At 73.5% G+C, this 24,834-nt stretch carries 20 protein-coding genes; 11 read left to right on the top strand and 9 right to left on the bottom strand.

Annotated elements, in window-relative coordinates; translation table 11 throughout:
• Positions 1–7 precede the first annotated feature (7 nt).
• Both GRQ65_RS08195 and GRQ65_RS08190 read right to left on the bottom strand, forming a co-directional pair.
• Positions 8–511 (bottom strand): PH domain-containing protein, encoded by a 504-nt coding sequence (locus GRQ65_RS08195; protein ID WP_160877054.1) that lies wholly within the window; start codon positions 509–511, stop codon positions 8–10.
• 36 nt (positions 512–547) lie between these two features.
• Positions 548–1,387: a biotin--[acetyl-CoA-carboxylase] ligase gene (locus GRQ65_RS08190; RefSeq protein ID WP_337191568.1), complete on the bottom strand. Its 840-nt coding sequence runs from the start codon at positions 1,385–1,387 to the stop codon at positions 548–550.
• Positions 1,388–1,424: 37 nt separating this feature from the next.
• On the opposite strand from GRQ65_RS08190, the gene GRQ65_RS08185 reads away from it, so the two are divergent.
• Positions 1,425–3,044, top strand: coding sequence for an acyl-CoA carboxylase subunit beta (locus GRQ65_RS08185; RefSeq protein ID WP_160877050.1), 1,620 nt, complete (start codon positions 1,425–1,427; stop codon positions 3,042–3,044).
• A 104-nt stretch (positions 3,045–3,148) separates the two neighbouring features.
• A complete protein-coding gene (locus GRQ65_RS23345; protein WP_337191567.1) occupies positions 3,149–3,331 on the top strand; it encodes an acyl-CoA carboxylase epsilon subunit in 183 nt (60 codons plus the stop codon).
• 6 nt (positions 3,332–3,337) lie between these two features.
• Here GRQ65_RS23345 and GRQ65_RS08175 read toward each other — a convergent pair whose 3' ends face one another.
• Positions 3,338–4,750, bottom strand: coding sequence for a DHA2 family efflux MFS transporter permease subunit (locus tag GRQ65_RS08175; RefSeq protein ID WP_160877046.1), 1,413 nt, complete (start codon positions 4,748–4,750; stop codon positions 3,338–3,340).
• 86 nt (positions 4,751–4,836) lie between these two features.
• Between GRQ65_RS08175 and GRQ65_RS08170 the strand changes: the two genes are divergently transcribed.
• Both GRQ65_RS08170 and GRQ65_RS08165 read left to right on the top strand, forming a co-directional pair.
• Positions 4,837–5,421 carry a TetR/AcrR family transcriptional regulator gene (locus GRQ65_RS08170; protein WP_337191566.1) on the top strand — a complete coding sequence of 195 codons (585 nt, stop codon included), beginning with the start codon at positions 4,837–4,839 and terminating at the stop codon, positions 5,419–5,421.
• A complete protein-coding gene (locus GRQ65_RS08165; RefSeq protein WP_160877044.1) occupies positions 5,418–6,023 on the top strand; it encodes a Maf family nucleotide pyrophosphatase in 606 nt (201 codons plus the stop codon). The genes GRQ65_RS08170 and GRQ65_RS08165 overlap by 4 nt, the downstream gene beginning before the upstream one ends.
• On the opposite strand, the gene GRQ65_RS08160 is transcribed toward GRQ65_RS08165, so the two are convergent.
• The 5 genes from GRQ65_RS08160 to GRQ65_RS08145 all read right to left on the bottom strand — a co-directional run bounded on the left by GRQ65_RS08160 (position 5,956) and on the right by GRQ65_RS08145 (position 10,626).
• Positions 5,956–6,540, bottom strand: a complete 585-nt coding sequence (locus tag GRQ65_RS08160; RefSeq protein ID WP_160877042.1) for a GtrA family protein — start codon at positions 6,538–6,540, stop codon at positions 5,956–5,958. The two genes, GRQ65_RS08165 and GRQ65_RS08160, sit on opposite strands and share 68 nt — an antisense overlap.
• Before the next feature lie 20 nt (positions 6,541–6,560).
• Positions 6,561–6,662, bottom strand: a complete 102-nt coding sequence (locus GRQ65_RS24310; protein ID WP_439331850.1) for an MFS transporter small subunit — start codon at positions 6,660–6,662, stop codon at positions 6,561–6,563.
• Positions 6,659–8,065: an OFA family MFS transporter gene (locus GRQ65_RS08155; RefSeq protein WP_337191565.1), complete on the bottom strand. Its 1,407-nt coding sequence runs from the start codon at positions 8,063–8,065 to the stop codon at positions 6,659–6,661. Before GRQ65_RS08155 ends, GRQ65_RS24310 begins: the two co-directional genes overlap by 4 nt.
• Positions 8,066–8,177: 112 nt before the next feature.
• A complete protein-coding gene (locus GRQ65_RS08150) occupies positions 8,178–9,401 on the bottom strand; it encodes a sugar phosphate nucleotidyltransferase (protein ID WP_160877040.1) in 1,224 nt (407 codons plus the stop codon).
• Positions 9,402–9,435: 34 nt separating this feature from the next.
• Positions 9,436–10,626: an acyl-CoA dehydrogenase family protein gene (locus tag GRQ65_RS08145; RefSeq protein ID WP_160877038.1), complete on the bottom strand. Its 1,191-nt coding sequence runs from the start codon at positions 10,624–10,626 to the stop codon at positions 9,436–9,438.
• A 94-nt stretch (positions 10,627–10,720) separates the two neighbouring features.
• Here GRQ65_RS08145 and GRQ65_RS08140 point away from each other — a divergent pair, with 94 nt between their 5' ends.
• From GRQ65_RS08140 to GRQ65_RS08110, 7 genes are all read left to right on the top strand, one after another.
• Positions 10,721–12,535, top strand: a complete 1,815-nt coding sequence (locus GRQ65_RS08140; protein WP_337191564.1) for an acetyl/propionyl/methylcrotonyl-CoA carboxylase subunit alpha — start codon at positions 10,721–10,723, stop codon at positions 12,533–12,535.
• On the top strand, positions 12,532–13,713 hold the full coding sequence (locus tag GRQ65_RS08135) for a benzoate/H(+) symporter BenE family transporter (RefSeq protein WP_160877338.1): 1,182 nt from the start codon (positions 12,532–12,534) through the stop codon (positions 13,711–13,713). The genes GRQ65_RS08140 and GRQ65_RS08135 overlap by 4 nt, the downstream gene beginning before the upstream one ends.
• Before the next feature lie 197 nt (positions 13,714–13,910).
• Positions 13,911–14,390, top strand: coding sequence for a PH domain-containing protein (locus GRQ65_RS08130; protein ID WP_202387787.1), 480 nt, complete (start codon positions 13,911–13,913; stop codon positions 14,388–14,390).
• The gene (locus tag GRQ65_RS08125) at positions 14,387–15,913 is read left to right on the top strand and encodes a PH domain-containing protein (RefSeq protein WP_202387786.1); all 1,527 of its coding nucleotides are present in this window, start codon (positions 14,387–14,389) and stop codon (positions 15,911–15,913) included. Before GRQ65_RS08130 ends, GRQ65_RS08125 begins: the two co-directional genes overlap by 4 nt.
• 4 nt (positions 15,914–15,917) lie before the next feature.
• Positions 15,918–19,442, top strand: coding sequence for an adenylate/guanylate cyclase domain-containing protein (locus tag GRQ65_RS08120; RefSeq protein WP_160877036.1), 3,525 nt, complete (start codon positions 15,918–15,920; stop codon positions 19,440–19,442).
• 86 nt (positions 19,443–19,528) lie between these two features.
• The gene (locus GRQ65_RS08115) at positions 19,529–19,720 is read left to right on the top strand and encodes a hypothetical protein (protein ID WP_160877034.1); all 192 of its coding nucleotides are present in this window, start codon (positions 19,529–19,531) and stop codon (positions 19,718–19,720) included.
• 326 nt (positions 19,721–20,046) lie between these two features.
• Positions 20,047–23,502, top strand: a complete 3,456-nt coding sequence (locus GRQ65_RS08110; protein ID WP_160877032.1) for a pyruvate carboxylase — start codon at positions 20,047–20,049, stop codon at positions 23,500–23,502.
• Positions 23,503–23,512: 10 nt separating this feature from the next.
• On the opposite strand, the gene GRQ65_RS08105 is transcribed toward GRQ65_RS08110, so the two are convergent.
• Complete coding sequence (locus GRQ65_RS08105) at positions 23,513–24,694, bottom strand: SpoIID/LytB domain-containing protein (RefSeq protein WP_160877030.1); 1,182 nt, start codon at positions 24,692–24,694, stop codon at positions 23,513–23,515.
• Positions 24,695–24,834: the final 140 nt, after the last annotated feature.

Genomic DNA, 24,834 nt, shown 5'->3' with positions numbered 1-24,834 from the left:
ACACCGCTCAGACGCCCTCGGTGCGCGGGTGGGCGTCGGGCAGCTCGTGGACGATGTTGTGGATCAGCAGCTTGATCCGCTCGACGTGCGGGATGTCGTGGAGGTAGACGGTGCCGTCGGTGGAGGCGTCGGTGATGATCAGCGTCCCGCAGCCGAACGGCCGGTCGATGAGGTTGATCTCGATCGAGATGTCGCTGACCCGCTTCAGCGGGATGTCGTGGCCGCGCCGGGTGAGCACGCCCCAGCGGGTGATGATCCGGCGGTCGGTGATGGCGTGCACCGCGACGGCCCACAGCAGCACCGGGCGCGCCACCCACCACAGCACGCCGACGGCGACCAGCGCCCAGACGACGAGCGTGACGACGTGCTGGTCGATGAGCGTCTGGACGGCGACCCCGACGGCGAGGAGGACGACCAGCGCGAAGATCGCCGGGAAGAGTGCCTTCGGGTGCTGGCGCATGCTCGCCAGCACCTCCTCCCCCTCGTTGAGGAGCTTGCGCGAGATGGCCACGGGCCGATCATGTCACTGCCGGGGCACTCGCGTCCCTCAGTCCTGCGGGCGCTCCTGTGCGCGCACGTGGACGACGTCGCCCGCGGCCACCGCGGTGGTGGTGCCGTCGTGCTCGACGAGCAGCCGTCCTCTGCTGTCGACGCCGGTCGCGCGACCGTGCAGCGTCTGCGCCGCGGGCAGGTCGACGCGCACCTCGCGCCCGACGGTGTCGCACGCGGCTGCGTAGGACTCGGCGAGCCGCGCCTCGGCCGCCGCACCACCCGCCTGCCAGGCGGCGTACGACTCCCCCAGCGTGGCGAGGAGGTCGACCAGCAGCGCGGTGCGGTCGGGCGCACCGCCCGCCTCCAGGGCCAGCGAGGTCGCCTCGGGCACCGGGAGCTCCTGGCGCGAGGTGCTGACGTTGAGCCCGATGCCGACGACCGCGGCCGGACCGGCGGGTGAGTCCACCCGCTCGACCAGCAGCCCGGCGACCTTGCGGCCGTCGATGAGCACGTCGTTGGGCCACTTCACCGCGGCGTCGTGGCCGACGGCGCGCAGGGTCTTGCCGACCGCGTGGCCCGCCAGCAGCGGCAGCCACGGCCACGAGGCCGGCGCCACGCTCGGGCGCAGCAGCACCGAGAAGGTCAGGGCGGCGCGCGGCGGCGTCTCCCAGCGACGGTCGAGGCGACCGCGCCCGGCCGTCTGGTGCTCGGCGACGACGACGAGCCCCTCGGGCTCGCCCGCCCGGGCGCGCTCGGCCACGAGGGCGTTGGTCGAGCCCGTCTCCTCGACGACCTCGACCCGCAGCCCCGGCAGCAGGGCGCCGTCGGCCGACAGTGCGGTGGAGTCGAGCGGCGGGCGGTCCGTGGCTGGGCTCTCGTCGGCAGCGGGGCTCACGGTCACTATCGTGACCTCCAGTCGACGGAAGGAAACCATGAGCGCGCAGCCCGGTGAAGGAACCGACGTCCCCGAGGACATCGACACGCACACCACGGCGGGCAAGCTCGCCGACCTCGACCGACGCCTCGACGAGGCGGTCCACGCAGGCTCGGCCAAGGCGGTGGAGAAGCAGCACGCCAAGGGCCGCAAGACCGCTCGCGAGCGGATCGAGATGCTGTTCGACGAAGGCTCGTTCGTCGAGCTCGACGAGCTGGCGCGGCACCGCTCGACGGCGTTCGGGCTGGAGAAGAACCGCCCCTACGGCGATGGTGTGGTCACCGGCTACGGCACGGTCGACGGGCGCCAGGTGTGCGTGTTCAGCCAGGACTTCACCGTCTTCGGCGGCTCGCTGGGCGAGGTCTACGGCGAGAAGATCACCAAGGTGATGGACCTCGCCATCAGGACCGGCTGCCCGATCATCGGCATCAACGAGGGCGCCGGGGCCCGCATCCAGGAGGGCGTGGTCTCCCTCGGCCTGTACGGCGAGATCTTCCGCCGCAACGTCCACGCCTCGGGCGTGATCCCTCAGATCTCGATGATCATGGGCAACTGCGCCGGCGGGCACGTCTACTCCCCCGCGGTCACCGACTTCACCGTGATGGTCGACCAGACCTCGGCGATGTTCATCACCGGCCCCGACGTCATCAAGACCGTCACCGGCGAGGACGTCTCCATGGAGGACCTCGGCGGCGCGCGCACCCACAACACCAAGTCCGGCAACGCCCACTACATGGGCTCGGACGAGGACGACGCGATCGAGTACGTCAAGGCGCTGCTGTCTTACCTGCCGCAGAACAACCTCGACGAGCCCCCGACGTACGACGACACCTCGGACCTCGAGCCCAGCGAGACCGACCTCGCCCTCGACACCCTCATCCCCGACGGCGCCAACCAGCCCTACGACATCCACGACGTCATCACCGCCGTCACCGACGACGGCGACTTCCTCGAGGTCCAGGAGCTGTTCGCGCCCAACATCGTGGTCGGCTTCGGCCGCGTCGAGGGCCACCCCGTGGGCGTCGTGGCCAACCAGCCGATGCAGTTCGCCGGCACCCTCGACATCGACGCCTCCGAGAAGGCCGCGCGGTTCGTGCGGTTCTGCGACGCCTTCAACCTCCCGGTGCTGACCTTCGTCGACGTGCCCGGCTTCCTGCCCGGCACCGACCAGGAGTGGAACGGCATCATCCGCCGCGGCGCGAAGCTGATCTACGCCTACGCCGAGGCCACCGTCCCGCTGGTCACCGTCATCACCCGCAAGGCCTACGGCGGCGCCTACGACGTCATGGGCTCCAAGCACCTCGGCGCCGACATCAACCTGGCCTGGCCCACGGCGCAGATCGCGGTCATGGGCGCCCAGGGTGCGGCCAACATCGTGCACCGCAAGACCCTCGCCAAGGTCGAGAAGGACGGCGGCGACGTCGAGGCCAAGCGCGCCGAGCTGATCGACGAGTACGAGCAGACCCTCGCCAACCCCTACGTCGCGGCCGAGCGCGGCTACGTCGACGCCGTCATCCACCCCCACGAGACCCGCGCCGAGGTGGTGCGGGCGCTGCGCCTCCTGCGCTCCAAGCGTGAGGTGCTGCCCGCCAAGAAGCACGGGAACATCCCGCTCTGACCGCTCATTCGCCGACGAAGGAGGCCCGAATGGGCGGAACAGAAGACAGCGCGAGCGGAGCGAGCACCTCGCCTTCCCCCGCGGAGCGAGTCCCGTTCCTCAGGGTGGTGCGCGGCGACGCCACCCCCGAGGAGCTCGCGGCCCTGGTCGCCGTGCTCGCCGCCGCCGGCGGCGAGCCGGCGGCCGCGCCCCGACGCAGGCCCGAGTGGTCCGCACCCCACCGCGGCCTGCGCCGCACCCTCCCCGCCGGACCCGGCGGGTGGCGCTCCAGCGGGCTGCCCCGCTAGGTCGATCTAGCGGTGCCGCCCGGGGGCGAACGCCGCGGCGACGACGGCGACGAGGACCGCACCGGCGCCGGTGAGCAGCGCCGGACCGATCGCGCCGTCGTACCCGGTCGGCGTCAGCTGACCGCCGTTGCCGAGGAAGACCGCGGTGAGCAGCGCGATGCCCAGCGCCACCCCGAACTCGCGGATGGTCGAGTTGGCCGACGACGCGGTCGCGAAGTCGTGGTCGGGCAGGCCCTCCAGCACGGCGGTCGCGCTCGGCGCGAAGGTCAGCCCCATCCCGACGCCGGCCAGCGCGAGCGGCAGCACGAACGACGGGTACGCCGAGCTGTTCTCGGTGAGCACCGCGAACCACACCAGCGAGACGGTCTGCAGGCTCAGCCCGGTCACCAGCAGCGCCCGCAGCCCGGTGCGCGCGGCCAGCGCCCCGGCGATCGGGGCGACGACCATCGGCGCGGCGGTCCACGGCAGCGTGCGGAGGCCGGCCTCGAAGGGCGAGTAGCCCTGCACGATCTGGAGGTACTGCGAGAGCAGGAAGACCGTGCCGAACATGCCGATGGTGAAGCTCAGCCCGACGACGTTGGCGACCGAGAAGCCGCGCGAGGCGAACAGCCGCAACGGCAGCACGGCGTAGTCGCGGCGCCGCGCCCAGGCGACGTACGCCGGCACGAGGACCGCGGCGAGGACGAGGGGGCCGAGCACCCCGAGCGAGCCCCACCCGTCGTCGTTGCCGTGCACGATCCCCCAGATGCCGAGCGAGACCGCACCGCCGAGCAGCACCGTGCCGACCGGGTCGAGGCGCTGCCAGGCCCCTCGCGACTCGCGGACGGCGAGCAGCAGCAGCGGCACGGCGACGAGCGCGACGGGCACGTTGAGCCAGAAGATCGCCTGCCAGCTGACGCCCTCGACCACCGCGCCGCCGATCACCGGCCCGAGGGCCACGCCGAGGCCGGAGACGCCGCCCCAGACGCCGATGGCGACGGCGCGGGCGGCCGGCGGGACGCTCGAGGCGAGCAGGGTCAGCGAGAGCGGCATGATCGCCGCCGCTCCGAGGCCCTGCACGGCCCGGGCGGCGATGAGCGCCTCCGCCGAGGAGCTGAGCGCCGCCGCCACCGAGGCGAGCGTGAAGACCGCGATCCCCGCCAGCATCACCCGGCGACGGCCGAGCCGGTCGCCCAGCGTCGCCGCGGGGAGCATCAGCGTGGCGAAGACCAGGGTGTAGGCGTTCATGAACCACGACAGCTGGCCGACCGAGGCGTCGAGGTCGACCTGGATGACCGGCAGGGCGCTGGTCATCACGAGGTTGTCGAGGGTCGCCATGAACATCGGCAGGGAGGCGGCCACGACGGCCAGCCAGACGGGCACGCGCCGGCGCGGCGCGGAGGCGGCCGCCTCCGGGGCGGCGTCGAGGGTCGTGGTCATCGAGGGTCTCCGTCTCGGACGAGTTGTAGGCATCGAATGATTACCGGCACTCCAGACGGTAGGCATCGACTGATAACCTGTCAAGCGTGAGCACCGAGACCCGGGCCCGGATGAGCGCCGACGACCGACGTGAGCAGCTGCTGCGAGCGGGCCTGCGGGCCTTCTCCCGCGGCGGGTACGCCGGCACCAGCACCGACGAGGTGGCCCGTGAGGCCGGCGTGTCGCAGCCCTACGTCGTGCGGACCTTCGGCTCCAAGCAGGAGCTGTTCCTGCAGGTGCTGGAGCTGGCCTGCGCCGAGGTGCGGCGGGCCTTCGAGCGCGTGCTCGCCGACGCGCCGTTCGACCCCGAGGAACCCGAGGACTGGGGGCGCCTGGGGCACGCCTACACCGACCTGCTGGCCGACCGCGACCTGCTCATGGTGATGATGCACGGCTTCGCGGCGAGCGGCGACGAGCAGATCGCGGCGCGGGCCCGCGCCGGGATGGGGGCGATCTACGCGGTCGTGGCCTCGACCGGCTGCACGGACGAGCAGGCCGAGGAGTTCATCGCCCAGGGCATGCTGCTCAACGTGATGCTCTCGATCCGCGCCCACGAGCACCTCGACGAGTCGCTCCCCCTCGCCGCGCTCACCCGCTGCGCCTTCGGCGAGGCGCTGGAGGTGCTGACGTGAGCACGGGGCCCGCGCTGGTGCTGGCCTCGCAGTCCCCCGCGCGGCTCGCGACGCTGCGCTCGGCCGGCATCGAGCCGACCGTGATCGTCTCGGGCGTCGACGAGGACCAGCTCGGGCCGCTGCCTCCCGCCGAGCTCGCCCTGCGCCTGGCCGAGCTCAAGTGCGCCGCCGTCGCCGCTCGCGACGACCTGCCCGAGCGGGCACTCGTGCTCGGCTGCGACTCGGTGCTCGACCTCGACGGCGAGGCGCTCGGCAAGCCCGGCACCCCCGAGGTGGCCACCGAGCGCTGGCGACGTCAGCGCGGCCGCTCCGGGGTGCTGCACACCGGGCACAGCCTGCACGACACCGTCAGCGGCGAGACGGTCTCGGCCACGGCCTCGACGACCGTGCGCTTCGCGGACGTCGACGACGCCGAGATCGCGGCGTACGTCGCCACGGGCGAGCCGCTGCACGTCGCGGGCGCCTTCACCGTCGACGGGTACGGCGGCGCGTTCGTCACCGGCATCGAGGGCGACTTCCACAACGTCGTGGGCGTCAGCCTGCCGCTGCTCCGGGCACTGGTGGCGCGACTGGGTCACCGGTGGGTGGAACTGTGGTCGTAGCGCCGCTCCCCCCGGGCTCTCCTGCCTCACCGGGCTCGGCGAGCTCGCAGAAGTGCAGGTCGAGGGTCATCTCCGGGTCGTCGACACGCAGGAAGACGAACGTGCGGAACAGGAAGAACCGCGCGGCGTTGCCCAGCGCCAGCCCGATGACGTTGGCCGAGACGTTGTCGGAGACCGGGTCGTCGAGCCCCAGGCCGCGGCTCACCGACAGGCAGGTGATCGGGATGAGCATCGTGGCGAGGTTGATGACCACGAACGCCACCAGTCCGCCGTCTGCGTGCCGGGTGCGCCGGTCGCGGAAGGCCCAGACCTTCGTCCCGCGGAAGCTGATGACCATGCCGACCGCGTTGGCCAGCACGTAGGCGACCTCGGGGTCGTCGTTCAGCCACGCCCCGCGGAGCGGGCCGAAGCCGTGAACCAGCCAGTTGAAGAGGATCAGGGCCACCACCGTGGCCACGAGGCCCACCGCGAGGAAGCGGCTGGCCTCGAGGCCGAACCGTCTCCAGGGCTTCTCCACAGGTGGAGCCTAGTCCTCCTCTACTTCGTGAAGAGGGACGCCGCCTTGTTGAGGGTCTCGACGATCCCGTAGACCAGCGGGATCCCCACCACCGCCCAGGCGACGGCGACACGTGCGCTCATGCTCGGCTCCTCTCCGGCTCGGCCGCGGTGCGGCTCTTCGGCTCGTGGTACTTCTCGGACACCGGTCGCACCAGCAGGTTGGCGACGAAGCCGACCGCCAGCAGGCCGACCATCGTGAACAGTGCACCGCGGTAGGCCGCGGCGGTCAGCTCACCGGGCGTCCCCTCGGCGTCGAGGAACGCGTTGACGATGAGCGGCCCGGCGACCCCCGCCGCCGACCAGGCGGTCAGCAGCCGGCCGTGGATCGCACCGACCTGGTAGATGCCGAACAGGTCGCGCAGGTAGGCCGGGATCGTGGCGAAGCCACCGCCGTAGAAGGACAGGATGATCGCCGCGAACAGCACGAACAGCACGGTGGAGTTGGGGCCGACCGTGGCCAGCAGGACGTACGCCGCGAGCCCGGCGCCGAGGTAGAGCATGTAGATCGGCTTGCGGCCGATGACGTCGGAGGTCGAGGACCACACGAAGCGGCCGGCCATGTTGGCGATCGACAGGAGACCGACGAACCCACCCGCCGCGGCCGCGCTCACCGTGGAGTCGGCGCCGTCGCGGAAGAAGTCCTGGATCATCGGCGCGGCCTGCTCGAGGATGCCGATGCCGGCGGTGACGTTGCAGAACAGCACGACCCACAACAGCCAGAACTGCGGGGTGCGGATCGCGTTGGCGGCGCTCACGCTCGCCGTGGTCACCATCTTCTGCTGCTTGACCGTGCTCGGGTCGAAGCCGTCGGGGCGCCAGTCGTCGGCCGGGACCCGCACGGAGAAGGCGCCGAACATCATGAAGCAGAGGTAGACGATGCCGAGGGTGAGGAACAGCAGCATCACGGCGTGCCCGCTCGCGACCGAGCCCGCGACCGTCGAGTCGTAGCCGGAGTCGTAGGCGCCGAGCAGGCGGCCCGACAGGGGGCTCGCGATGAGCGCGCCGCCGCCGAAGCCCATGATCGCCATGCCGGTGGCGAGGCCCGGCCGGTCGGGGAACCACTTGATCAGCGTCGAGACCGGCGAGATGTAGCCGATGCCGAGTCCGATGCCGCCGATCACGCCGTAGCCGAGGTAGACCAGCCACAGCTGCCCGGTCCCGATGCCGAGCGCGCCGACCATGAACCCGGCGAACCAGAAGCAGGCGGCGAAGAACATCGCGGCGCGGGGGCCGTTGCGGTCGACCCACGTGCCCATGACCGCCGCGGACAGCCCGAGCATCACGATCGCGATGCTGAAGATGACCCCGACCGAGGTCAGCGAGGCGTCGAAGTGCTCGACCAGGGCCGTCTTGTAGACGCTCGTGGCGTAGACCTGCCCGATGCACAGGTGCACTGCCAGGGCGGCGGGCGGGATCAGCCAGCGGTTGAAGCCGGGAGCAGCGACGATGCGCTCACGGGCGAGGAAGGACGGGACCGGGACCACGCTGACCTCCGAGGTGTCGGTGCTGTGGGTCTGCTGTGAGTGGTGGAACGTTGAACCACAGCGCAGTACCCCGTCGTGAACCGGGTCACACGAACGGGTCTGGCCGCTTCCCTCAGCGGGTCGTGCCCGGCTCGAGCCGGCTGCCGGCGGGCAGGTGCCCGCGCACGGAGCAGCCCCGGCCGACGAGCGTGACGCGGTCGGGGTCCTCCAGCGCGTCCGGGCCACCGTCCAGGCGGGCGTCCGGCTCGAGGGTGCACCCGGTGTCGACGACGGCGAAGCGCACCTGCGCCCCCGCCCGCACGACGGTGTCGGCGAAGACCACGCTGTCGATGACGTGCGCACCGGCCTCGACCACCACCCCGGGCCCGAGCACGCTGCGCTCGACGGTGCCGGCGACGGTCGAGCCCGGCGATACGAGGCTGTCGACGACGCGGGCGCCGTCGAGGACCCGCGCCGGCCGCCGCTGCGGCTGGCGCGACAGGATCGGCCAGCCGCGGACGTCGAGCAGGTCGAGGTCGTCGCCCAGCACCTCGGTGTGCGCACGCAGGTAGAGGTGTGGCTGGCCCAGGTCGCGCCAGTAGCCGTCGAGCCGGTGCACGACCGTGCGGCCGCGCTCGACCAGTCGCGGCAGGAGGTGGTCCCCGAAGTCGCCGAGGCCGGTGTCGCCCGCGTCGGCGTCGGCACCCAGCTCGCGGTGCAGCTCCTCGAGCACCTCGCGCAGCACGACCGGGTCGTAGGCCACGACCTCGCAGGCGACCGTGTCACCGGCCGGCTCGTCGGGCTTGTAGGCGAAGCCGGTCACCCGGCCCTGCTCGTCGTGCTCGACGACGGCGTGGTCGCGCGGGTCGTCGCCGTCCGGCGTACGCGTGACGACCACGGTGCACTCGGCCCCGTGCTCGCGGTGGGTGTCGAGCACCTCGGTGTAGTCGAGGCGGTAGACGTGGTCGGCGCTCATCACCAGGACGACGTCGGGGCCGAACTCGTCGAGCTGGTCGCGGAAGCGGAACAGCTCGTCGGCGTTGCCGCGGGCGAACCCCTCCTCGTCGAGACCGCCCGTGCCCTCGTGCGGCAGCAGGATGCGCAGGCCACCGAGGTTGCGGTCGAGGTCCCAGGGGCGACCGTTGGCCACCTGCTCCTGCAGGGTCGAGCCCTGGAACTGCAGCGAGAGCCAGACGTCGCTGATGCCGGAGTGGGCGAGGTTGGACAGCGGGAAGTCGGCGAGCTGCAGAACGCCGGCGAACGGCAGCGCCGGCTTGGCCCGCTCGCGGGTCAGCACGTCCATGCGGCCGCCGACGCCTCCGGCCTGGACGAGAGCGAGGACGCGGGGGCGGGGCACGGACCCGGGGTACCCGGACGGCGCCCCCGCACCCCTACTCGACCGGCAGGCCCAGACCGCGGGCGATGAGCATGCGCTGGACCTCGGAGGTGCCCTCGCCGATCTCGAGCACCTTGGCGTCGCGGTAGAACCGGGCCACGGGGTACTCCTCCATGAACCCGTAGCCGCCGAAGACCTGGGTCGCGATCCGCGTCGCGGTGACGGCGGACTCGGTGGTGTAGAGCTTCGCGACGGCCGCGGCCTGCTTGAAGGCGGCCGTCGACAGCGAGGACGAGCCGCGGTCGAGGGCGTCCTTCATGGCTGCGGCCTGGTAGGTCAGCGCCCGGCTCGCACTGAGCATCACCTGCAGGTCGGCGATCTGGAACGCCACGCCCTGCTTGCGCCCGATCGGCACCCCGAAGGTCTGGCGCTCGCCGGCGTACTGCAGGGAGAGGTCGAGGCAGGCCTGGATGCAGCCGACGGCGAGCGCGGCTATCGCCACGCGCCCGTCGTCGAGGGTGGCGAGGAACTGCGCGTAGCCGCGACCGCGCTCGCCGAGCAGGTGCGACTCGGGCACCCGGCAGTCGGCGAAGCTCAGCGGGTGGGTGTCGGAGGCGTGCCAGCCGAGCTTGTCGTAGGCCTTCTCGACGGTCAGGCCGGGTGTACCGGCCGGGATCATGATCGCGCTGAGCTCGGGGCGACCGTCTGCGCGCTCGCCGGTGCGCGCGGTCACCGTGACGAGGCTGGTGATCTCGGAGCCGGAGTTGGTGATGAACTGCTTCGCGCCGTCGACGACCCACTCGCCGTCGACCAGCTCGGCCCGCGTCCGCGTGGCACCCGCGTCGGAGCCGGCGCCCGGCTCGGTGAGGCCGAACCCGGCGAGCCGCTGACCGGCCACGAGGTCGGGGAGCCAGGTCTGCTTCTGCTCCTCGGTGCCGAACGTCAGCACCGGGTTGATGCCGAGCCCGACCGCGGCCTCGAGCGTGATGCCCATCGACTGGTCGACGCGCCCGATCTCCTCGATCGCCACGCACAGGCTGGTGAAGTCGCCGTCCTCCCCCGCGCCGCCGTACTCCTCCGGGGCGGTGAGCCCGAACAGCCCGAGCTTGCCCATCTGCTGCACCACGTCGGCCGGGAAGTGGTGCTCGCGGTCCCACTGCGCGGCGTGCGGCGCGATCTGGGCCTCGGCGAACTCGCGCACGCTCTGGCGGAACTCCTCGTGCTCACGGGACAGCTCGAACTCCATGGCCCCACGGTAGCCGGTGAGGTTAACGATCGCTAACCACAGAAGAGACGATCCCCACAGGCCTGCGGGTGGACGGCGGCGATAGCCTGCGCGAGTGGCAGACACGAAGCCTGTGCAGACGAGGTCGTTGCAGAAGGTCCTGATCGCCAACCGCGGTGAGATCGCGGTGCGCGTCATCCGGGCGTGCAAGGACGCCGGGATTGGGTCCGTGGCGGTCTACGCCGAGCCCGACCGCGACGCGCTGCACGTGCGGCTGGCCGACGAGGCCCACTCCCTGGGCGGCGCCACCCCCGCGGAGTCCTACCTCGACATCGCCAAGATCATCGCGGTCGCGGAGAAGACCGGCGCCGACTCGGTCCACCCCGGCTACGGCTTCCTCGCCGAGAACGCCGACTTCGCCCAGGCCGTCATCGACGCCGGGCTGATCTGGATCGGCCCCCCGCCCGCCGCGATCGAGGCCTTGGGCGACAAGGCCAAGGCCAAGCAGATCGCCCAGAAGGCCCAGGCCCCCCTCGCCCCCGGCACCAAGGACCCCGTCGCCGACGCCGACGAGGTCGTCGAGTTCGCGAAGGCCAACGGCCTGCCGGTGGCGATCAAGGCCGTCTTCGGCGGCGGCGGCCGCGGCCTGAAGGTCGCCCGCACGCTCGAGGAGATCCCCGACGCCTACGAGTCCGCGGTCCGCGAGGCGGTCACGGCGTTCGGGCGCGGCGAGTGCCTGGTCGAGAAGTTCCTCGACAAGCCCCGCCACGTCGAGACCCAGTGCCTGGCCGACCAGCACGGCAACGTCGTGGTCGTCTCCACCCGCGACTGCTCCCTGCAGCGGCGCCACCAGAAGCTCGTCGAGGAGGCTCCCGCGCCGTTCCTCACCGACGACCAGATGACCCGTCTCTACGACTCGTCCAAGGCGATCCTGCGCGAGGCCGGCTACTACGGCGCCGGCACGTGTGAGTTCCTCGTCGCCGCCGACGGCACCATCTCCTTCCTCGAGGTCAACACCCGCCTGCAGGTCGAGCACTGCGTCTCCGAGGAGGTCACCGGCCTCGACCTCGTGCGCGAGATGTTCCGCATCGCGGCCGGCGAGGAGCTCGGCTACGACGACCCCGAGATCCGCGGGCACTCCATCGAGTTCCGCATCAACGCCGAGGACGGCGGCCGCAACTTCATGCCCGCCCCCGGCACCCTCTCGGCCTGGTCCCCGCCCAGCGGCCCCGGCGTCCGCCTCGACGGCGGCTACGAGAACGGCGAGACCATCCCCGGCTCGTTCGACTCCCTCATCGCCAAGCTCATCGTCACCGGCGCCACCCGCCAGCAGGCCCTCGAGCGCTCGCGCCGCGCTCTCGACGAGTTCGTCGTCGACGGCATGCCCACCGTCATCCCCTTCCACCGCACCGTGGTGTCCGACCCCGCCTACGTCGGCGCCTCGAACCCCTCCGGCGAGGGCTCCTTCGACGTCTACACCACCTGGATCGAGACCGACTTCGACAACCAGATCGAGCCCTTCGCCGGCGACGCCGCCGAGCCCCACAACACAGGCGAGGCCGGCGAGCGCCAGTCGGTGGTCGTCGAGGTCGGCGGCAAGCGCCTCGAGGTCGTCCTGCCCGGCGGCCTCGGCTCGGTGTCGACCGGCTCGTCCAACAGCGGGGCCGGCAAGCCCAAGCGCAAGGCCACCAAGAAGGCCGGCGCCGCCGCCTCCGGCGACGCCGTCACCTCGCCCATGCAGGGCACCGTCGTCAAGGTCGTCGTCACCGAGGGCCAGCAGGTCGCCGAGGGCGACACCGTCGTGGTCATCGAGGCCATGAAGATGGAACAGCCCCTCAAGGCCCACAAGGCCGGCACCGTCACCGGCCTGCAGGCCGAGGTCGGCGCCACCGTCACCAACGGGGCCGTGATCGCGGAGATCAAGGACTGAACGCCGGCACCCGGGCGGAGCTCGGCCAGGCGGTCGTCGCCGGGATCGTCTCCGCGCTCGTCGGCTGGACCGCGGCGTTCGCGGTGGTGCTCACCGGCCTGCGGGCGGTGGGCGCCAGCCAGGACGAGGCGGCGTCCGGGCTGCTCGTCGTCACGGTCGTCATGGGCCTCGGCTCGCTGACGTTCTCCCTCCTCACCCGGACGCCGGTCACCATGGCCTGGTCCACACCGGGTGCCGCGCTGCTGGCGACGGCGACCGTGCCGGGCGGTGGCTACGCCGCCGCCGTGGGTGCGTTCGTCGTGGCCGGGGCGCTCTACCTGCTGACCGCCCTCGTCGCGCCGCTGAGCCGCTGGGTGCAGCTGATCCCGTCCTCGCTCGCCAACGCGATGCTGGCCGGGGTGCTGCTCACGCTGTGCATCGAGCCGTTCCGGGCCCTGGCCGACGCCCCCGCCGCGGTGGGTCCTGTCCTGCTGACCTGGCTGGTCGCGCTGCGGGTCGCGCGCCGCTGGGCGACGCCGCTCGCCCTCGTGACCGCCGTCGTCGTGATCGTCGTGACCGGCTCGCTCGGCGGTGCGCACGCCGACGACCTGGTGCCGACGCTCAGCTGGACCACCCCGCACCCCGACCTCGCGGCCGCCGTCGCGATCGGGATGCCGCTCTACCTGGTCACGATGACCAGCCAGAACATCCCCGGTGTGGCGGTGCTCGCGTCCTTCGGCTACCCCGCCCCGCTGCGCGGCGTGCTCGCGTACGCCGGCGCCACGACGGTCGCGACGGCGGGCGCAGGCGGCTTCTCGACCAACCTCGGCGCGATCGCCTCGGCCATCGCCGCCGGCCCCGGCGCCGGCCCGGACCCGGCGCGCCGCTGGGTCGCCGGGGTCAGCAACGGCATCACCTACCTGGTGCTCGGGGCCTCGGCCAGCGTCGTCACCGCGGTCGCGACCGCCGCCCCCGACGGCCTGCTCGAGACCGTGGCCGGCCTCGCCCTCATCGGGGCCTTCGCCTCCTCCGCCGCCACCGCCCTGGCCGACCCCGACCACCGCGAGGCCGCCGCGCTCACCTTCGTCGTCGCCGCCTCGGGCTACGTGCTCGGCGGCGTCGGCGCGGCGTTCTGGTCGCTCCTCGCCGGCGGCCTGCTGCTGCTCGTCACCCGCACCGCCCGCTCCACCGGTGGTTGAGGAAGCGACCGGCCGGCGGTTGAGGAAGCGACCGGCCGGTGGTTGAGGAAGGACGAAGTCCTGTCTCGAAACCACACTCCGAAGCAGTGGTTTCGAGACGGCCGTGGCCGGCCTCCTCAACCACCGAACCCTGGCGCCGTAGCCGGCCTCCTCAACCACCGGGCGAGGGTGTCCCTGCCGCCGCATAGGGTCGCCGCGTGGAGCTGCGCGAGCCGGGTCAGCGGGTGAGTCCGAGGGCGCGGACGATGTGGGTCACGAGCTCGGTCGTCGAGTCGACCGTCGTCTTCGCCGTGCTGGTGGTGCTGGCGGTCTGGATCGACCTGTTCGACCTGCCGTGGTGGGTCTGGGTCCTGCTGGTGGCCGCCGATGTCGTCTACACCGCGGTCGTCCCGCAGTGGCGCTACCTCGTGCACCGTTGGGAGGTCACCGACACCGCGGTCTACACCCAGACGGGCTGGTGGGCCCGCGAACGCCGGATCGCCCCGATGTCACGGATCCAGACCGTCGACCTGGTCGAGGGCGCGGTCGCGCGCCTGTTCGGCCTCGCCACCGTCACCGTCACGACCGCCTCGGCCGCCGGGGCGCTCGAGATCGCCGGGCTCGACCGCGACGTCGCGCGGCGTCTGGTCGACGACCTGACGGTCAAGGCCGACGCCGTCGAGGGCGACGCGACGTGAGCGAGCCCGAGCTCCAGCCCGAGATCGAGCGCGACTCGGAGTGGCAGCGGCTCGACCCGCGGATGCTGCTCGTGCACCCGATCCGCGAGCTCGTCCGGTTCCTCCCGGGTCTGGTCCTGCTGGTCCTGGCCGGCAGCGCCGCGGGCGGTGAGACCTGGCAGCTGGCCTTCGTCGCCGTCCCGGTGCTGCTCGGACTCGTGCGCTACCTGACGACGCGCTTCCGCATCGGCGACGGCCGCATCGAGCTGCAGCGCGGGCTGCTCAACCGGCACGTGCTCTCGACCCCCGTCGACCGCGTGCGCACCGTCGACCTCACCTCCTCCCCGGTCCACCGCGTGCTGGGCCTCACCACCGTGCGCATCGGCACCGGCACCGCCGCGACCGACGAGGACGGCCTCGACCTCGACGGCCTGCCCGTGGCCCGGGCCCGCGAGCTGCGCGCCGAGCTGCTGCGCGCGGGGCCGGCGAGCCCGGCCGTCCCTGGCGCCACCACGCCCCCGGCGCCGGAGCCCCCCGTCGTCGAGTTCGACCCGGCGTGGCTGCGCTACGCCCCGCTCACCGGCAGCGGCGTGGTGATCGCCGCGGCGGCGTTCGGGGCGGCCAGTCAGCTGCTCAACAGCGTCGGCGGGTGGGACCGGCTCGATCCCGACCGCCTCGACGCGCCCTCGCTGTCGCTCGGCGTGCTCGTCGTCGTGGTGCTGCTGGTCGCCCTGGTCGTGGTCTCGCTCCTCGCGGTCGGAGGGTACGTCGTCACGAACTGGGGCTTCCGACTCACGCGCGTGCCCGGGAGCGGCGACTGGCACCTGACCCGCGGTCTGTTCACCACCCGTGAGACGACGCTCGACGTCGACCGCGTCGCCGGCGTGGGGCTCTCGGAGCCCCTCGGCCTCCGGTTGGCCCGGGGGGCGCGGCTCTCGGCCATCGTCACCGGGCTCGACCGCAAGCAGGCGGGCAGCTCGCTGCTCGTGCCGCCCGCTCCCCGGGGCGTCGCGGAGCGGGTCGCGGACGTCGTGCTCGGCACCCGGGCTCCCGCGACCGGGCCGCTCGTGCCCCACGGCCCCCGCGCCGTCCGGCGGCGGTGGACCCGGGCCCTGCTACCGGCCCTGGTGCCGGTCGCCGCCGCCGTCGTCGCGGTGGCGCTCGGGGCGCCGAGCTGGGTGCTCGTGAGCGTCGTCCTGCTGCCGATCGCCGCAGCGCTCGCCGCCGACCGGTCCCGGTCCCTGGGCCACGCCCTGGTCGACGGGCACCTCGCGTCGCGCAGCGGCAGCCTGGTGCGGCGCCGCCGCGTGCTCGCGGTCGAGCACGTCATCGGCTGGAACCTCCGCGCCACCTGGTGGCAGCGACGAGCCGGGCTCACCACCCTGGTCGCGACCACCGCCGGCGGGTCGCAGGCCGTCGAGGTGCTCGACGTACCCGAGGACGAGGCGGTGCGGGTCGCGCACGAGGCGATGCCGCAGCTGCTGGCGCAGTTCGTCCGCGACGGATCCGTCGTCGGGCAGGGCGGCGGAGCCCCTCTACGATGAGCCGGTGCTGACCTGCGACTCCTGCGGGACGTCGAACCCCGCCGGGCAGCGCTTCTGCGGCGAGTGCGGCACCGCGCTGGCCCGCAGCTGCCCGACGTGCGGCGCAGCGGCCCCGGCCGGGCAGCGCTTCTGCGGGGAGTGCGGTCACGCGCTCGCGGGTGCCCCGGCGACTCCTCCAGCCCCGCTAGGCCCCGCGACCCCGGTGAGCGAGCGCCGCGTCTGCTCGGTGCTCTTCGCCGACCTGGTCGGCTTCACGACGGCCTCTGAGGGTCGCGACCCCGAGGACGTGCGCGACCTGCTGTCGGCGTACTTCGCGAGCGCGCGCACCGTCGTCGAGCGCTACGGCGGGGTCGTCGAGAAGTTCATCGGTGACGCCGTGATGGCCGTGTGGGGCACCCCCGTGGCTCGTGAAGGCGACGCGGAACGCAGCGTCCGTGCGGCCCTCGACCTGGTCGCGGCCGTGGCCGAGCTCGGCGAGGCGCAGCAGCCGCTGTCGCTGCGCGCCGGCATCGTGACCGGCGAGGTCGCGGTCACCGTCGGGGCGGTCGGCGAGGGCATGGTCGCGGGCGACGTCGTCAACACCGCGGCCCGGGTGCAGGCGACGGCACGGCCCGGCCACGTCTGGGTCGACGAGACCACCCAGCGCCTCACGGCGGCCGCGATCGGCTACTCCCCCGCCGGGAGCCACGCCCTCAAGGGCAAGGCCGCTCCGGTCGAGCTGTGGGAGGCCACGCGCGTGCAGGCCAACGTCGGCGGCGCGCGCCGCATCGACGGTCTCGAGGCTCCGCTGGTGGGCCGCCAGGCCACCGAGCGGAGCCTGCGCGAGCTCTTCCACGCCACGGCCGACCGCTCGGTGCCGGCCCTGGTCGTCGTGAGCGGTCCCGCCGGCAGCGGCAAGTCCCGGCTCGGTTGGGAGCTCGAGAAGTACACCGACGGCCTCGCCGACCGGCTGCTGTGGCACCGCGGCCGGTGCCTGGCCTACGGCGACGGCATCGCCTACGGCGCCCTCGCCGAGGCGGTGCGGCAACGACTCGGCATCGGGGAGGACCTGCCCGCCGACGCCGCCTCCCAGCGACTGGTCGAGCAGCTCGCCGAGCTGGTGCCCGACGAGGCGCGGCGCGCGTTCGCCGGCGTACGCCTCGCCCGGCTGCTGGGCCTCGCCCACCCCGACGACCCGGGCGGCACCCTGGAGCGCGACGACCTCTTCGCGGGGTGGCGGCTCTTCTTCGAGCAGCTGGCCGCCTCCGCGCCCGTCGTGCTCGTCGTCGAGGACGCGCAGCACGCCGACGACGGCCTGCTCGACTTCCTCGAGCACCTGGTCGACTGGGCCCGGCAGGTGCCGGTGCACGTCGTCGTGATGGCGCGCGAGGAGCTGCTCGAACGCCGCCCCGGGCTCGGCCTGGGTCGTCACCGCACGACGCTGCCCCTCGAGGCGCTCGACGAGGCGTCGATGCGCGCCCTGGTCACCGCGCTGGTGCGAGACCTGCCGGAGCAGGCGGTGACCGCGATCGTCGCGCAGGCGGAGGGCAACCCGTTGTTCGCCGTCGAGACGGTGCGCTCGCTCATCGACCGCGACGCGATCGTGCCGATCGGCGGGGCCTACCACCTCGTGGGGGAGATCGGCACCCTCACCGTGCCCGACTCGCTCCACGGCCTCCTGGCCGCCCGGCTCGACGCCCTCGCGCCCGGCCTGCGTGCCCTCGTCGCCGACGCCGCCGTGCTCGGGCCGCGCTTCTCCGGTGACGCGCTGGCCGGGGTCAGCGAGCGTCCGCGCGAGCAGGTCGAGCAGGGGCTGGCCGAGCTCGTGCGGCGCGGCGTCCTCGACGTGAGCGCCGACCCGCTCGCCGCGACGCGCCACACCTTCACCTTCGGCCAGGGCATGCTCCGCTCGGTCGCCTACGCCACCCTGTCCCGGCGCGACCGCAAGGCGCGCCACCTCGCCGTGGCCGCGCACCTGCACGACCGGGCCTTCCGCGGCGAGGACGTCGCCGAGGTGGTCGCCCAGCACTACCTCGACGCGCTCGAGGCGTCGTCGGCCACCGACCCCGACCGCGCCGACATCGCCGGTCGGGCGCTCGACAGCCTGGTGCGCGGTGCCGAGCGCGCGTCGCGCTCGGGGGCACCCGAGCGGGCGGGCTCCCTGCTGCACCGCGCCGCGGGACTCGTGGTCGACACCGACCCGGCCCGTGCCGCCGAGCTCTCGGTGCAGGCCTCGCTGAGCTGGGCCCACGCCGGCGACCACCCGCGGGCCCTGAGCGCGGCCGAGGAGGGAGCGGCGCTGTCGCGGCGCCTCGACGAGCCGCGCGCCGTCGCCGCGGCCCAGGTGCACCAGGTCCGGGCGCTGCGGATGCTCGGGCGCTTGGCCGAGGCTCGCGAGCTCTACCGCGCCGTCTCCCCGCAGCTGCGGGAGCGACCGGACCTCGACACCGTCGAGCTGCTCGGCCAGGCCTGCGCCACCGAGGCGTTCCTGGGCGACGGGACTGCGGCGCGAGCCCTCGCGGAGGAGAGCCTCGGTCTCGCGCAACAGCTCGACGCACCCCTCGACCAGATCGCCAACCTCTTCCTCACCCAGGGCATCGCGCACCTGTTCAGCCACCGGGTCCAGCAGGGTCTGGCGAGCTTCACCTACGCCGGCACGCTCGCCGACCGCGTCGGTGCGACCTCGGTGGCGACCCGCGCCGCGCTCAACGTCTCGGGCCTGCTCACCACGACCGACCCGGCCGCGGCGCTCGAGGCCGCGGGCCGCGCCGCCGAGCTGGCGCGGCTGCACGGTCACCGCGAGAGCCTCGCGACCGCGGTCTTCAACGGCGTCGTCGCGCGCCTCGCCACCGGGACCTGGGCGGCGGCGCGCGCCGAGCTGGACGTCGCGATGGACGACAACGGCCTCGAACACGGCTACCTGCTGGCCCTGCGCGTCGTGCTGACCGCCCTCGCCGGCGACCTCGACGCGGCGGTCGAGCTGAGCGCGGGCCTGGACGAGCTGCGGCGTTCCGACGACGTGCAGGACGTCGGCCTGACGCGCTGGGTCGACGCCGTGCTGGCCTCGGAGTCGGGCGATGCCCGGGCCGCCCTGGCGGCGCTGCTGACCCCCGGCGACGGGCTCGAGGTCGTCGACGAGTCGGTGTGCTGGAGCTTCGCCGTCGCGGCCCGCGCCGGGCTCGAGGCCGGCGACGCCGACGGCGTCCGGACACTGCGTGCCCAGCTCGACGCCGCTCTCGACGACGGGGCTCCCCCGACGGTGCTGCGCGGGGACCTGGCGGCCGTGGACGCACTCCTGCTCGCCGCTGCCGCTGCCCCCGACGACGAGGTCGAGGCGGCGTCGCTGCGGGCCGTCGCGCGGCTGCGTGCCGCGAGCTTCCCGCACCAGCTCGCCCACGGCCTGCTCGACCGCGCCGGTCTGCTGGTCTCGACCGGTCGCGACCCCGGTGCCGAGCTCACGGAGGCCGTGCTCATCGCCGAGACGCTCGGCGCCGCCGACCTGCGCCGCCGCGCCCGTGTGCTGGGCGTGCCCGAGCTCGTCGCGGGCTGACCCGCGTCGTCCTCGGTCTGGACCACCCGCAGCGAGCTGAGCGGAATCCGCTGCGGGCAGCACGGCGGCGTGCCTACCGTGGCGCCATGGTCGAGTTCGTGAGCTGGGTCGGCGTCGCCATCATCGCGCTCGGTGCGCTCGTCGGCTTCACCGGCGTGGTCGCGACCAGCGCGCTGACCGTCGTGCGCGCGCTCCGCGGCACCGCCTCCGGCGAGCGCTCCAGGTCCCACGCCGGCACCGGCACCCCCGCCGCCCCGCGCCACCGCATCGCCGCCTGAGCCCCGACCCGGCGCGAACTGCCGCCGGACGCACGTCGACCCGGCGTGAAGTGCTGCCGGATAAACGCCGACCCGGCGTGAAGTGCTGCCGGATGTACGCCGACCCGGCGCAGAGTGCTGAGGGTGACTCAGCACTTCGCGCCGGGTCGGCGTACATCCACCCGCACTCTGCGCCGGGTCGACGTACCTCCCGTTGCACTTCGCGCCGGGTCGACGTGCCTCCAGTCGCACTCTGCGCCGGGTCGGCGTACGTCGGCGGGAAGGGCCGCGTCCACGTCTGCGCACCGTGACCGAACGCACACCTGGATCCCGATAGCGTTCGCGCCATGTTCTCCAAGGTGCTGGTGGCCAATCGAGGCGAGATCGCGATCCGGGGGTTCCGCGCGGCCTACGAGCTGGGTGCCCGGACGGTCGCGGTCTTCCCCCACGAGGACCGCTGGTCCGAGCACCGGTTGAAGGCCGACGAGGCCTACGAGATCGGCGAGCGCGGCCACCCGGTGCGGGCCTACCTCGACCCCGAGGGGATCGTCGCCGTGGCGGTGCGTGCCGGGGCCGACGCGGTCTACCCGGGCTACGGCTTCCTGTCCGAGAACCCCGCCCTCGCCGAGGCGTGCGCAGCGGCCGGCATCACCTTCATCGGTCCCACCCCCGACGTGCTCACGCTGACCGGCAACAAGGCCCGCGCGATCGCCGCCGCCAAGGCCGCCGGCGTGCCGACCCTGCAGAGCGTCGACCCCTCCACCGACGTCGACGCGCTCATCGAGGCCGCCCAGGCGATCCCGTTCCCGCTGTTCGTGAAGGCCGTCGCGGGCGGCGGCGGTCGCGGCATGCGCCGCGTCGACGACCCGGCCCAGCTGCGCGAGGCCGTCGAGACCTGCATGCGCGAGGCCGAGGGCGCCTTCGGCGACCCGACCGTCTTCATCGAGCAGGCCGTCGTCGACCCGCGCCACATCGAGGTGCAGATCCTCGCCGACGGCGAGGGCAACGTCATGCACCTCTTCGAGCGCGACTGCTCGGTGCAGCGGCGCCACCAGAAGGTCGTCGAGATCGCCCCGGCGCCGCACCTGCACCCCGAGCTGCGCGACCGCATGTGCGCCGACGCCGTCCGCTTCGCCCGCGAGATCGGCTACCGCAACGCCGGCACGGTGGAGTTCCTGCTCGACACCCGCGCGGTCGAGGCCCACGAGAGCGGCTGGCCGGAGGGAAGCCGGGGGGTGTGGGGGGACGAAGTCCCCCCACCGTACGTGTTCATCGAGATGAACCCGCGCATCCAGGTCGAGCACACGGTCACCGAGGAGATCACCGACGTCGACCTGGTCCAGTCGCAGATGCGGATCGCCTCCGGCGAGACCCTCGCCGACCTCGGGCTGTCGCAGGACACGGTGTCGATCCGCGGCGCCGCGCTGCAGTGCCGCATCACGACCGAGGACCCGGCCAACAACTTCCGCCCCGACACCGGGGTCATCACGACGTACCGCTCCCCCGGCGGCGGCGGGGTCCGCCTCGACGGCGGCACGACCTACACCGGCGCGGAGATCTCGGCGCACTTCGACTCGATGCTCTCCAAGCTGACGTGTCGCGCGCGCACCTTCGACAAGGCGGTCGAGAAGGCACGGCGCGCCGTGGCGGAGTTCCGCATCCGCGGCGTCACGACCAACATCGCCTTCCTGCAGGCGGTGCTCGACGACCCCGACTTCCGCGCCGGGCGCATCACCACGTCGTTCATCGAGACCCACCCGCAGCTGCTGCGGGCCCGCGGCAGCGGCGACCGCGGCACCAAGCTGATGACCTACCTGGCCGACGTGACCGTCAACCAGCCGCAGGGATCGGCGCCGGTCACGATCAGCCCGTCGACCAAGCTGCCCGCCGTCGACCTGTCCGTCCCGGCGCCCGACGGGTCGCGGCAACGGCTGCTCGCGCTCGGGCCCGAGGAGTTCGCCCGCCAGCTGCGCGCGCAGAAGCAGGTCGCGGTCACCGACACGACCTTCCGCGACGCCCACCAGTCGCTGCTCGCGACGCGCGTGCGCACGCGTGACCTGCTCGCCGTCGCGCCGTACGTCGCCCGCGCGACGCCGGAGCTGCTCTCGCTCGAGTGCTGGGGCGGAGCGACGTACGACGTGGCGCTGCGCTTCCTCGCCGAGGACCCGTGGGAGCGCCTCGCCGCGCTGCGCCAGGCCGTGCCGAACGTCTGCCTGCAGATGCTGCTGCGCGGGCGCAACACGGTCGGCTACACGCCGTACCCCACCGAGGTGACGAAGGCCTTCGTGCAGGAGGCGGCGGCCACCGGCCTCGACGTCTTCCGCATCTTCGACGCCCTCAACGACGTCGAGCAGATGCGCCCGGCGATCGAGGCCGTGCGCGAGACCGGCACGACCCTCGCCGAGGTCGCCCTCTGCTACACCGGCGACCTGCACGACCCGGCCGAGCGGGTCTACACCCTCGACTACTACCTGCGCCTGGCCGAGCAGATCGTCGACGCGGGCGCGCACGTGCTCGCGATCAAGGACATGGCCGGGCTGCTGCGGGCGCCCGCCGCGCGCACGCTCGTCACGGCGCTGCGCGAGCGCTTGGACCTGCCGGTCCACCTGCACACCCACGACACCCCCGGCGGCCAGCTCGGCACCCTGCTGGCGGCCATCGACGCCGGCGTCGACGCGGTCGACGCGGCCTGCGCGGCCGTCGCCGGCACCACCTCGCAGCCGGCGCTCTCGGCGCTGGTCTCCGGCACTGACCACTCCGAGCGCGAGACGGGGCTCTCCCTCGACGCGGTCAATTCCTTCGAGCCCTACTGGGAGGCCGTGCGCCGCGTCTACGCGCCGTTCGAGTCCGGGCTGCCCGCGCCGACCGGCCGCGTCTACACCCACGAGATCCCGGGCGGCCAGCTGAGCAACCTGCGCCAGCAGGCCATCGCGCTGGGCCTGGGCGAGAAGTTCGAGCAGGTCGAGGACATGTACGCCGCGGCCGACCGCATCCTCGGCCACATCGTCAAGGTCACGCCGTCGTCCAAGGTCGTCGGCGACCTCGCGCTCGCCCTCGTGGGCCTGGGCGCCGACCCCGAGGAGTTCGCGGCCGACCCGCAGCGCTTCGACGTGCCGGACTCGGTGATCGGCTTCCTGCACGGCGAGCTCGGCGATCCGCCGGGTGGCTGGCCCGAGCCGTTCCGCACCCGGGCGCTCGAGGGCCGCTCGTGGACCCCGCCCGACTCCGACCTCACCGACGAGCAGTCCGAGGCGCTGGCCGGCGACTCCTTCCGGCTGCGGCGCGACACGCTCAACCAGCTGCTCTTCCCCGGGCCGACGCGCACCTTCCAGGAGTCGCGCGAGACCTACGGCGACCTCACGGTGCTGCCGACCGTCGACTTCCTCTACGGCCTGCGCCGCGGCGAGGAGCACGAGGTCACCCTGGAGGAGGGCAAGACCGTCATCTTCGGACTGCAGGCGATCAGCGAGCCCGACGAGCGCGGCTACCGCACGGTGATGGCCACGATCAACGGCCAGCTGCGACCGGTGTCGGTGCGCGACCGCGCGGTCGCCTCCGAGGTCGCCGTCGCCGAGAAGGCCGACACCACCAGGCCGGGCCACGTCGCGGCGCCGTTCCAGGGTGTCGTCACGGTCGTGGTGGCCGAGGGCGACACCGTGGCGGCCGGCGACACGGTCGCGACGATCGAGGCGATGAAGATGGAGGCCTCGATCACCGCCCCGGTCGCCGGCACCGTCCAGCGTCTCGCCGTGTCGGGCACCCAGGCCGTCGAGGGCGGCGACCTGGTGGTCGTGCTGGGCTGAGGGCGAGCGCTCAGCCTGCGCTGAGCGCGAACCACGTCGAGCGCAGCCCGAAGCGGGTCCGGACGTCGTCAGCGCTGACCGTCACCGAGCCCGCCGTGCCGACGAGCGTGAGCGAGGTCGCCCGTCGACCACCGGCGTCACGGACGACCGAGACCCGGGTCAGCCGACCCAGCTGCGGCCACGCCTGCTCGACGGCGCTGCGCGCCACCGTCGCGCTCCAGCTCGCGTTGGGGTTGGCCGAGCTCGACTCGTAGGGGTCGGCCTGGGCGACGAGGTACGGCGCGGAGCCGGCCGCGCTGAAGCCGCCGTTGCTGGATGAGAACTGCGTGAACGCCGGCGCACCCTGGTAGGTCACGACCTGGCGCCGGGTCGCGCTCACCGCCGCGTCGGCGGCGGGGTGCTCGGCGGCGACGCCGCGGTAGACCTGGCACGACGTCGTGTCGCAGGTGTCAGCGACGGCCCCGGTGGCCGCGGCACGCTCCCACGCGGCGTAGGTGCGCGCGGCGACGGCCTGCGCCTGGACGGCCGCGGCCGGCCAGGTCGCGGGGACCTCCGCCGGCACCACGCCGCGCAGGTAGGTCTCGAGCGGCAGCACGTTGAGCGTCACCGGCCCGCTCGGACCAGCGACCGCGCGCAGCGCGCCGCGGTAGGCCGCGGCAGCGCCGTCGGGCAGCCGCAGCGTCACCGGCTCACCGCCCGCGCTCACCTGGGCCGGGCCCCGCACGGTGCGCAGCGTGCGCCAGCGACCGGACGTCTCGAACCGCACCCGGGTGCGCTCGCCGTGCGCCACCAGCTTCCACCGGGTGGCCGCCGGTCGCAGCCGGTCGAGACGGTAGCCCCGGCCGCCGGCGAGCCGCTGCAGGCGGAGACCCGCACGGGCGTCGACGGTCAGCGAGCGCTTGGTCGCGGCCGTCAGCTGCACGCGGATCGGGCCGCGCGCCTCGCCGAGCTGCGTCCCGGGGTAGTAGAAGCCCACGATCTGCGCCCAGCCGAGCCCCTGCGCCGCCGCTCCCTTCGCGCCGTACTGCGACATCCCCCGGCCGTGCCCGTAGCCGTGTCCGCTCAGCGTCAGCGTCGTCGCTCCCGCTCCCACCGGCACGTCCTCGGCGTACGACGGCACGCCGGTGAGCCCCACGAGGGCCAACGTCAGCGCTGCCCCCGACGCGGTCCGGGCCAGCCACGAGGTCCTCATGGCTGTCACGGTAGGTGAACGGTGGGAACCACCGCCGGTGGTTGGGGAGGTCGCGCGGAACCGGTGGTTGAGGAGGCGCGCCAGCGCCGTCTCGAAACCACGCTCCAGGACAGTGGTCTCGAGACAGGACTTCGTCCTTC

Origin of the sequence: Nocardioides flavescens, from assembly GCF_009823805.1 — a bacterium.
GTDB lineage: Bacteria > Actinomycetota > Actinomycetes > Propionibacteriales > Nocardioidaceae > Nocardioides > Nocardioides flavescens.
The sequence above is the reverse complement of the archived record's forward strand: the minus strand, read 5'-3'. Positions and strand labels throughout refer to the sequence as shown.

What these genes read in the sequence shown, in the direction of transcription:
- GRQ65_RS08185 (WP_160877050.1), top strand. Translation starts at nt 1,425, where the DNA reads ATGAGCGCGCAGCCCGGTGAAGGAACCGACGTCCCCGAGGACATCGAC.
- GRQ65_RS08175 (WP_160877046.1), bottom strand. Translation starts at nt 4,750, where the DNA reads ATGACCACGACCCTCGACGCCGCCCCGGAGGCGGCCGCCTCCGCGCCG.
- GRQ65_RS24310 (WP_439331850.1), bottom strand. Translation starts at nt 6,662, where the DNA reads ATGAGCGCACGTGTCGCCGTCGCCTGGGCGGTGGTGGGGATCCCGCTG.
- GRQ65_RS08145 (WP_160877038.1), bottom strand. Translation starts at nt 10,626, where the DNA reads ATGGAGTTCGAGCTGTCCCGTGAGCACGAGGAGTTCCGCCAGAGCGTG.
- GRQ65_RS08115 (WP_160877034.1), top strand. Translation starts at nt 19,529, where the DNA reads ATGGTCGAGTTCGTGAGCTGGGTCGGCGTCGCCATCATCGCGCTCGGT.
- GRQ65_RS08110 (WP_160877032.1), top strand. Translation starts at nt 20,047, where the DNA reads ATGTTCTCCAAGGTGCTGGTGGCCAATCGAGGCGAGATCGCGATCCGG.
- GRQ65_RS08105 (WP_160877030.1), bottom strand. Translation starts at nt 24,694, where the DNA reads ATGAGGACCTCGTGGCTGGCCCGGACCGCGTCGGGGGCAGCGCTGACG.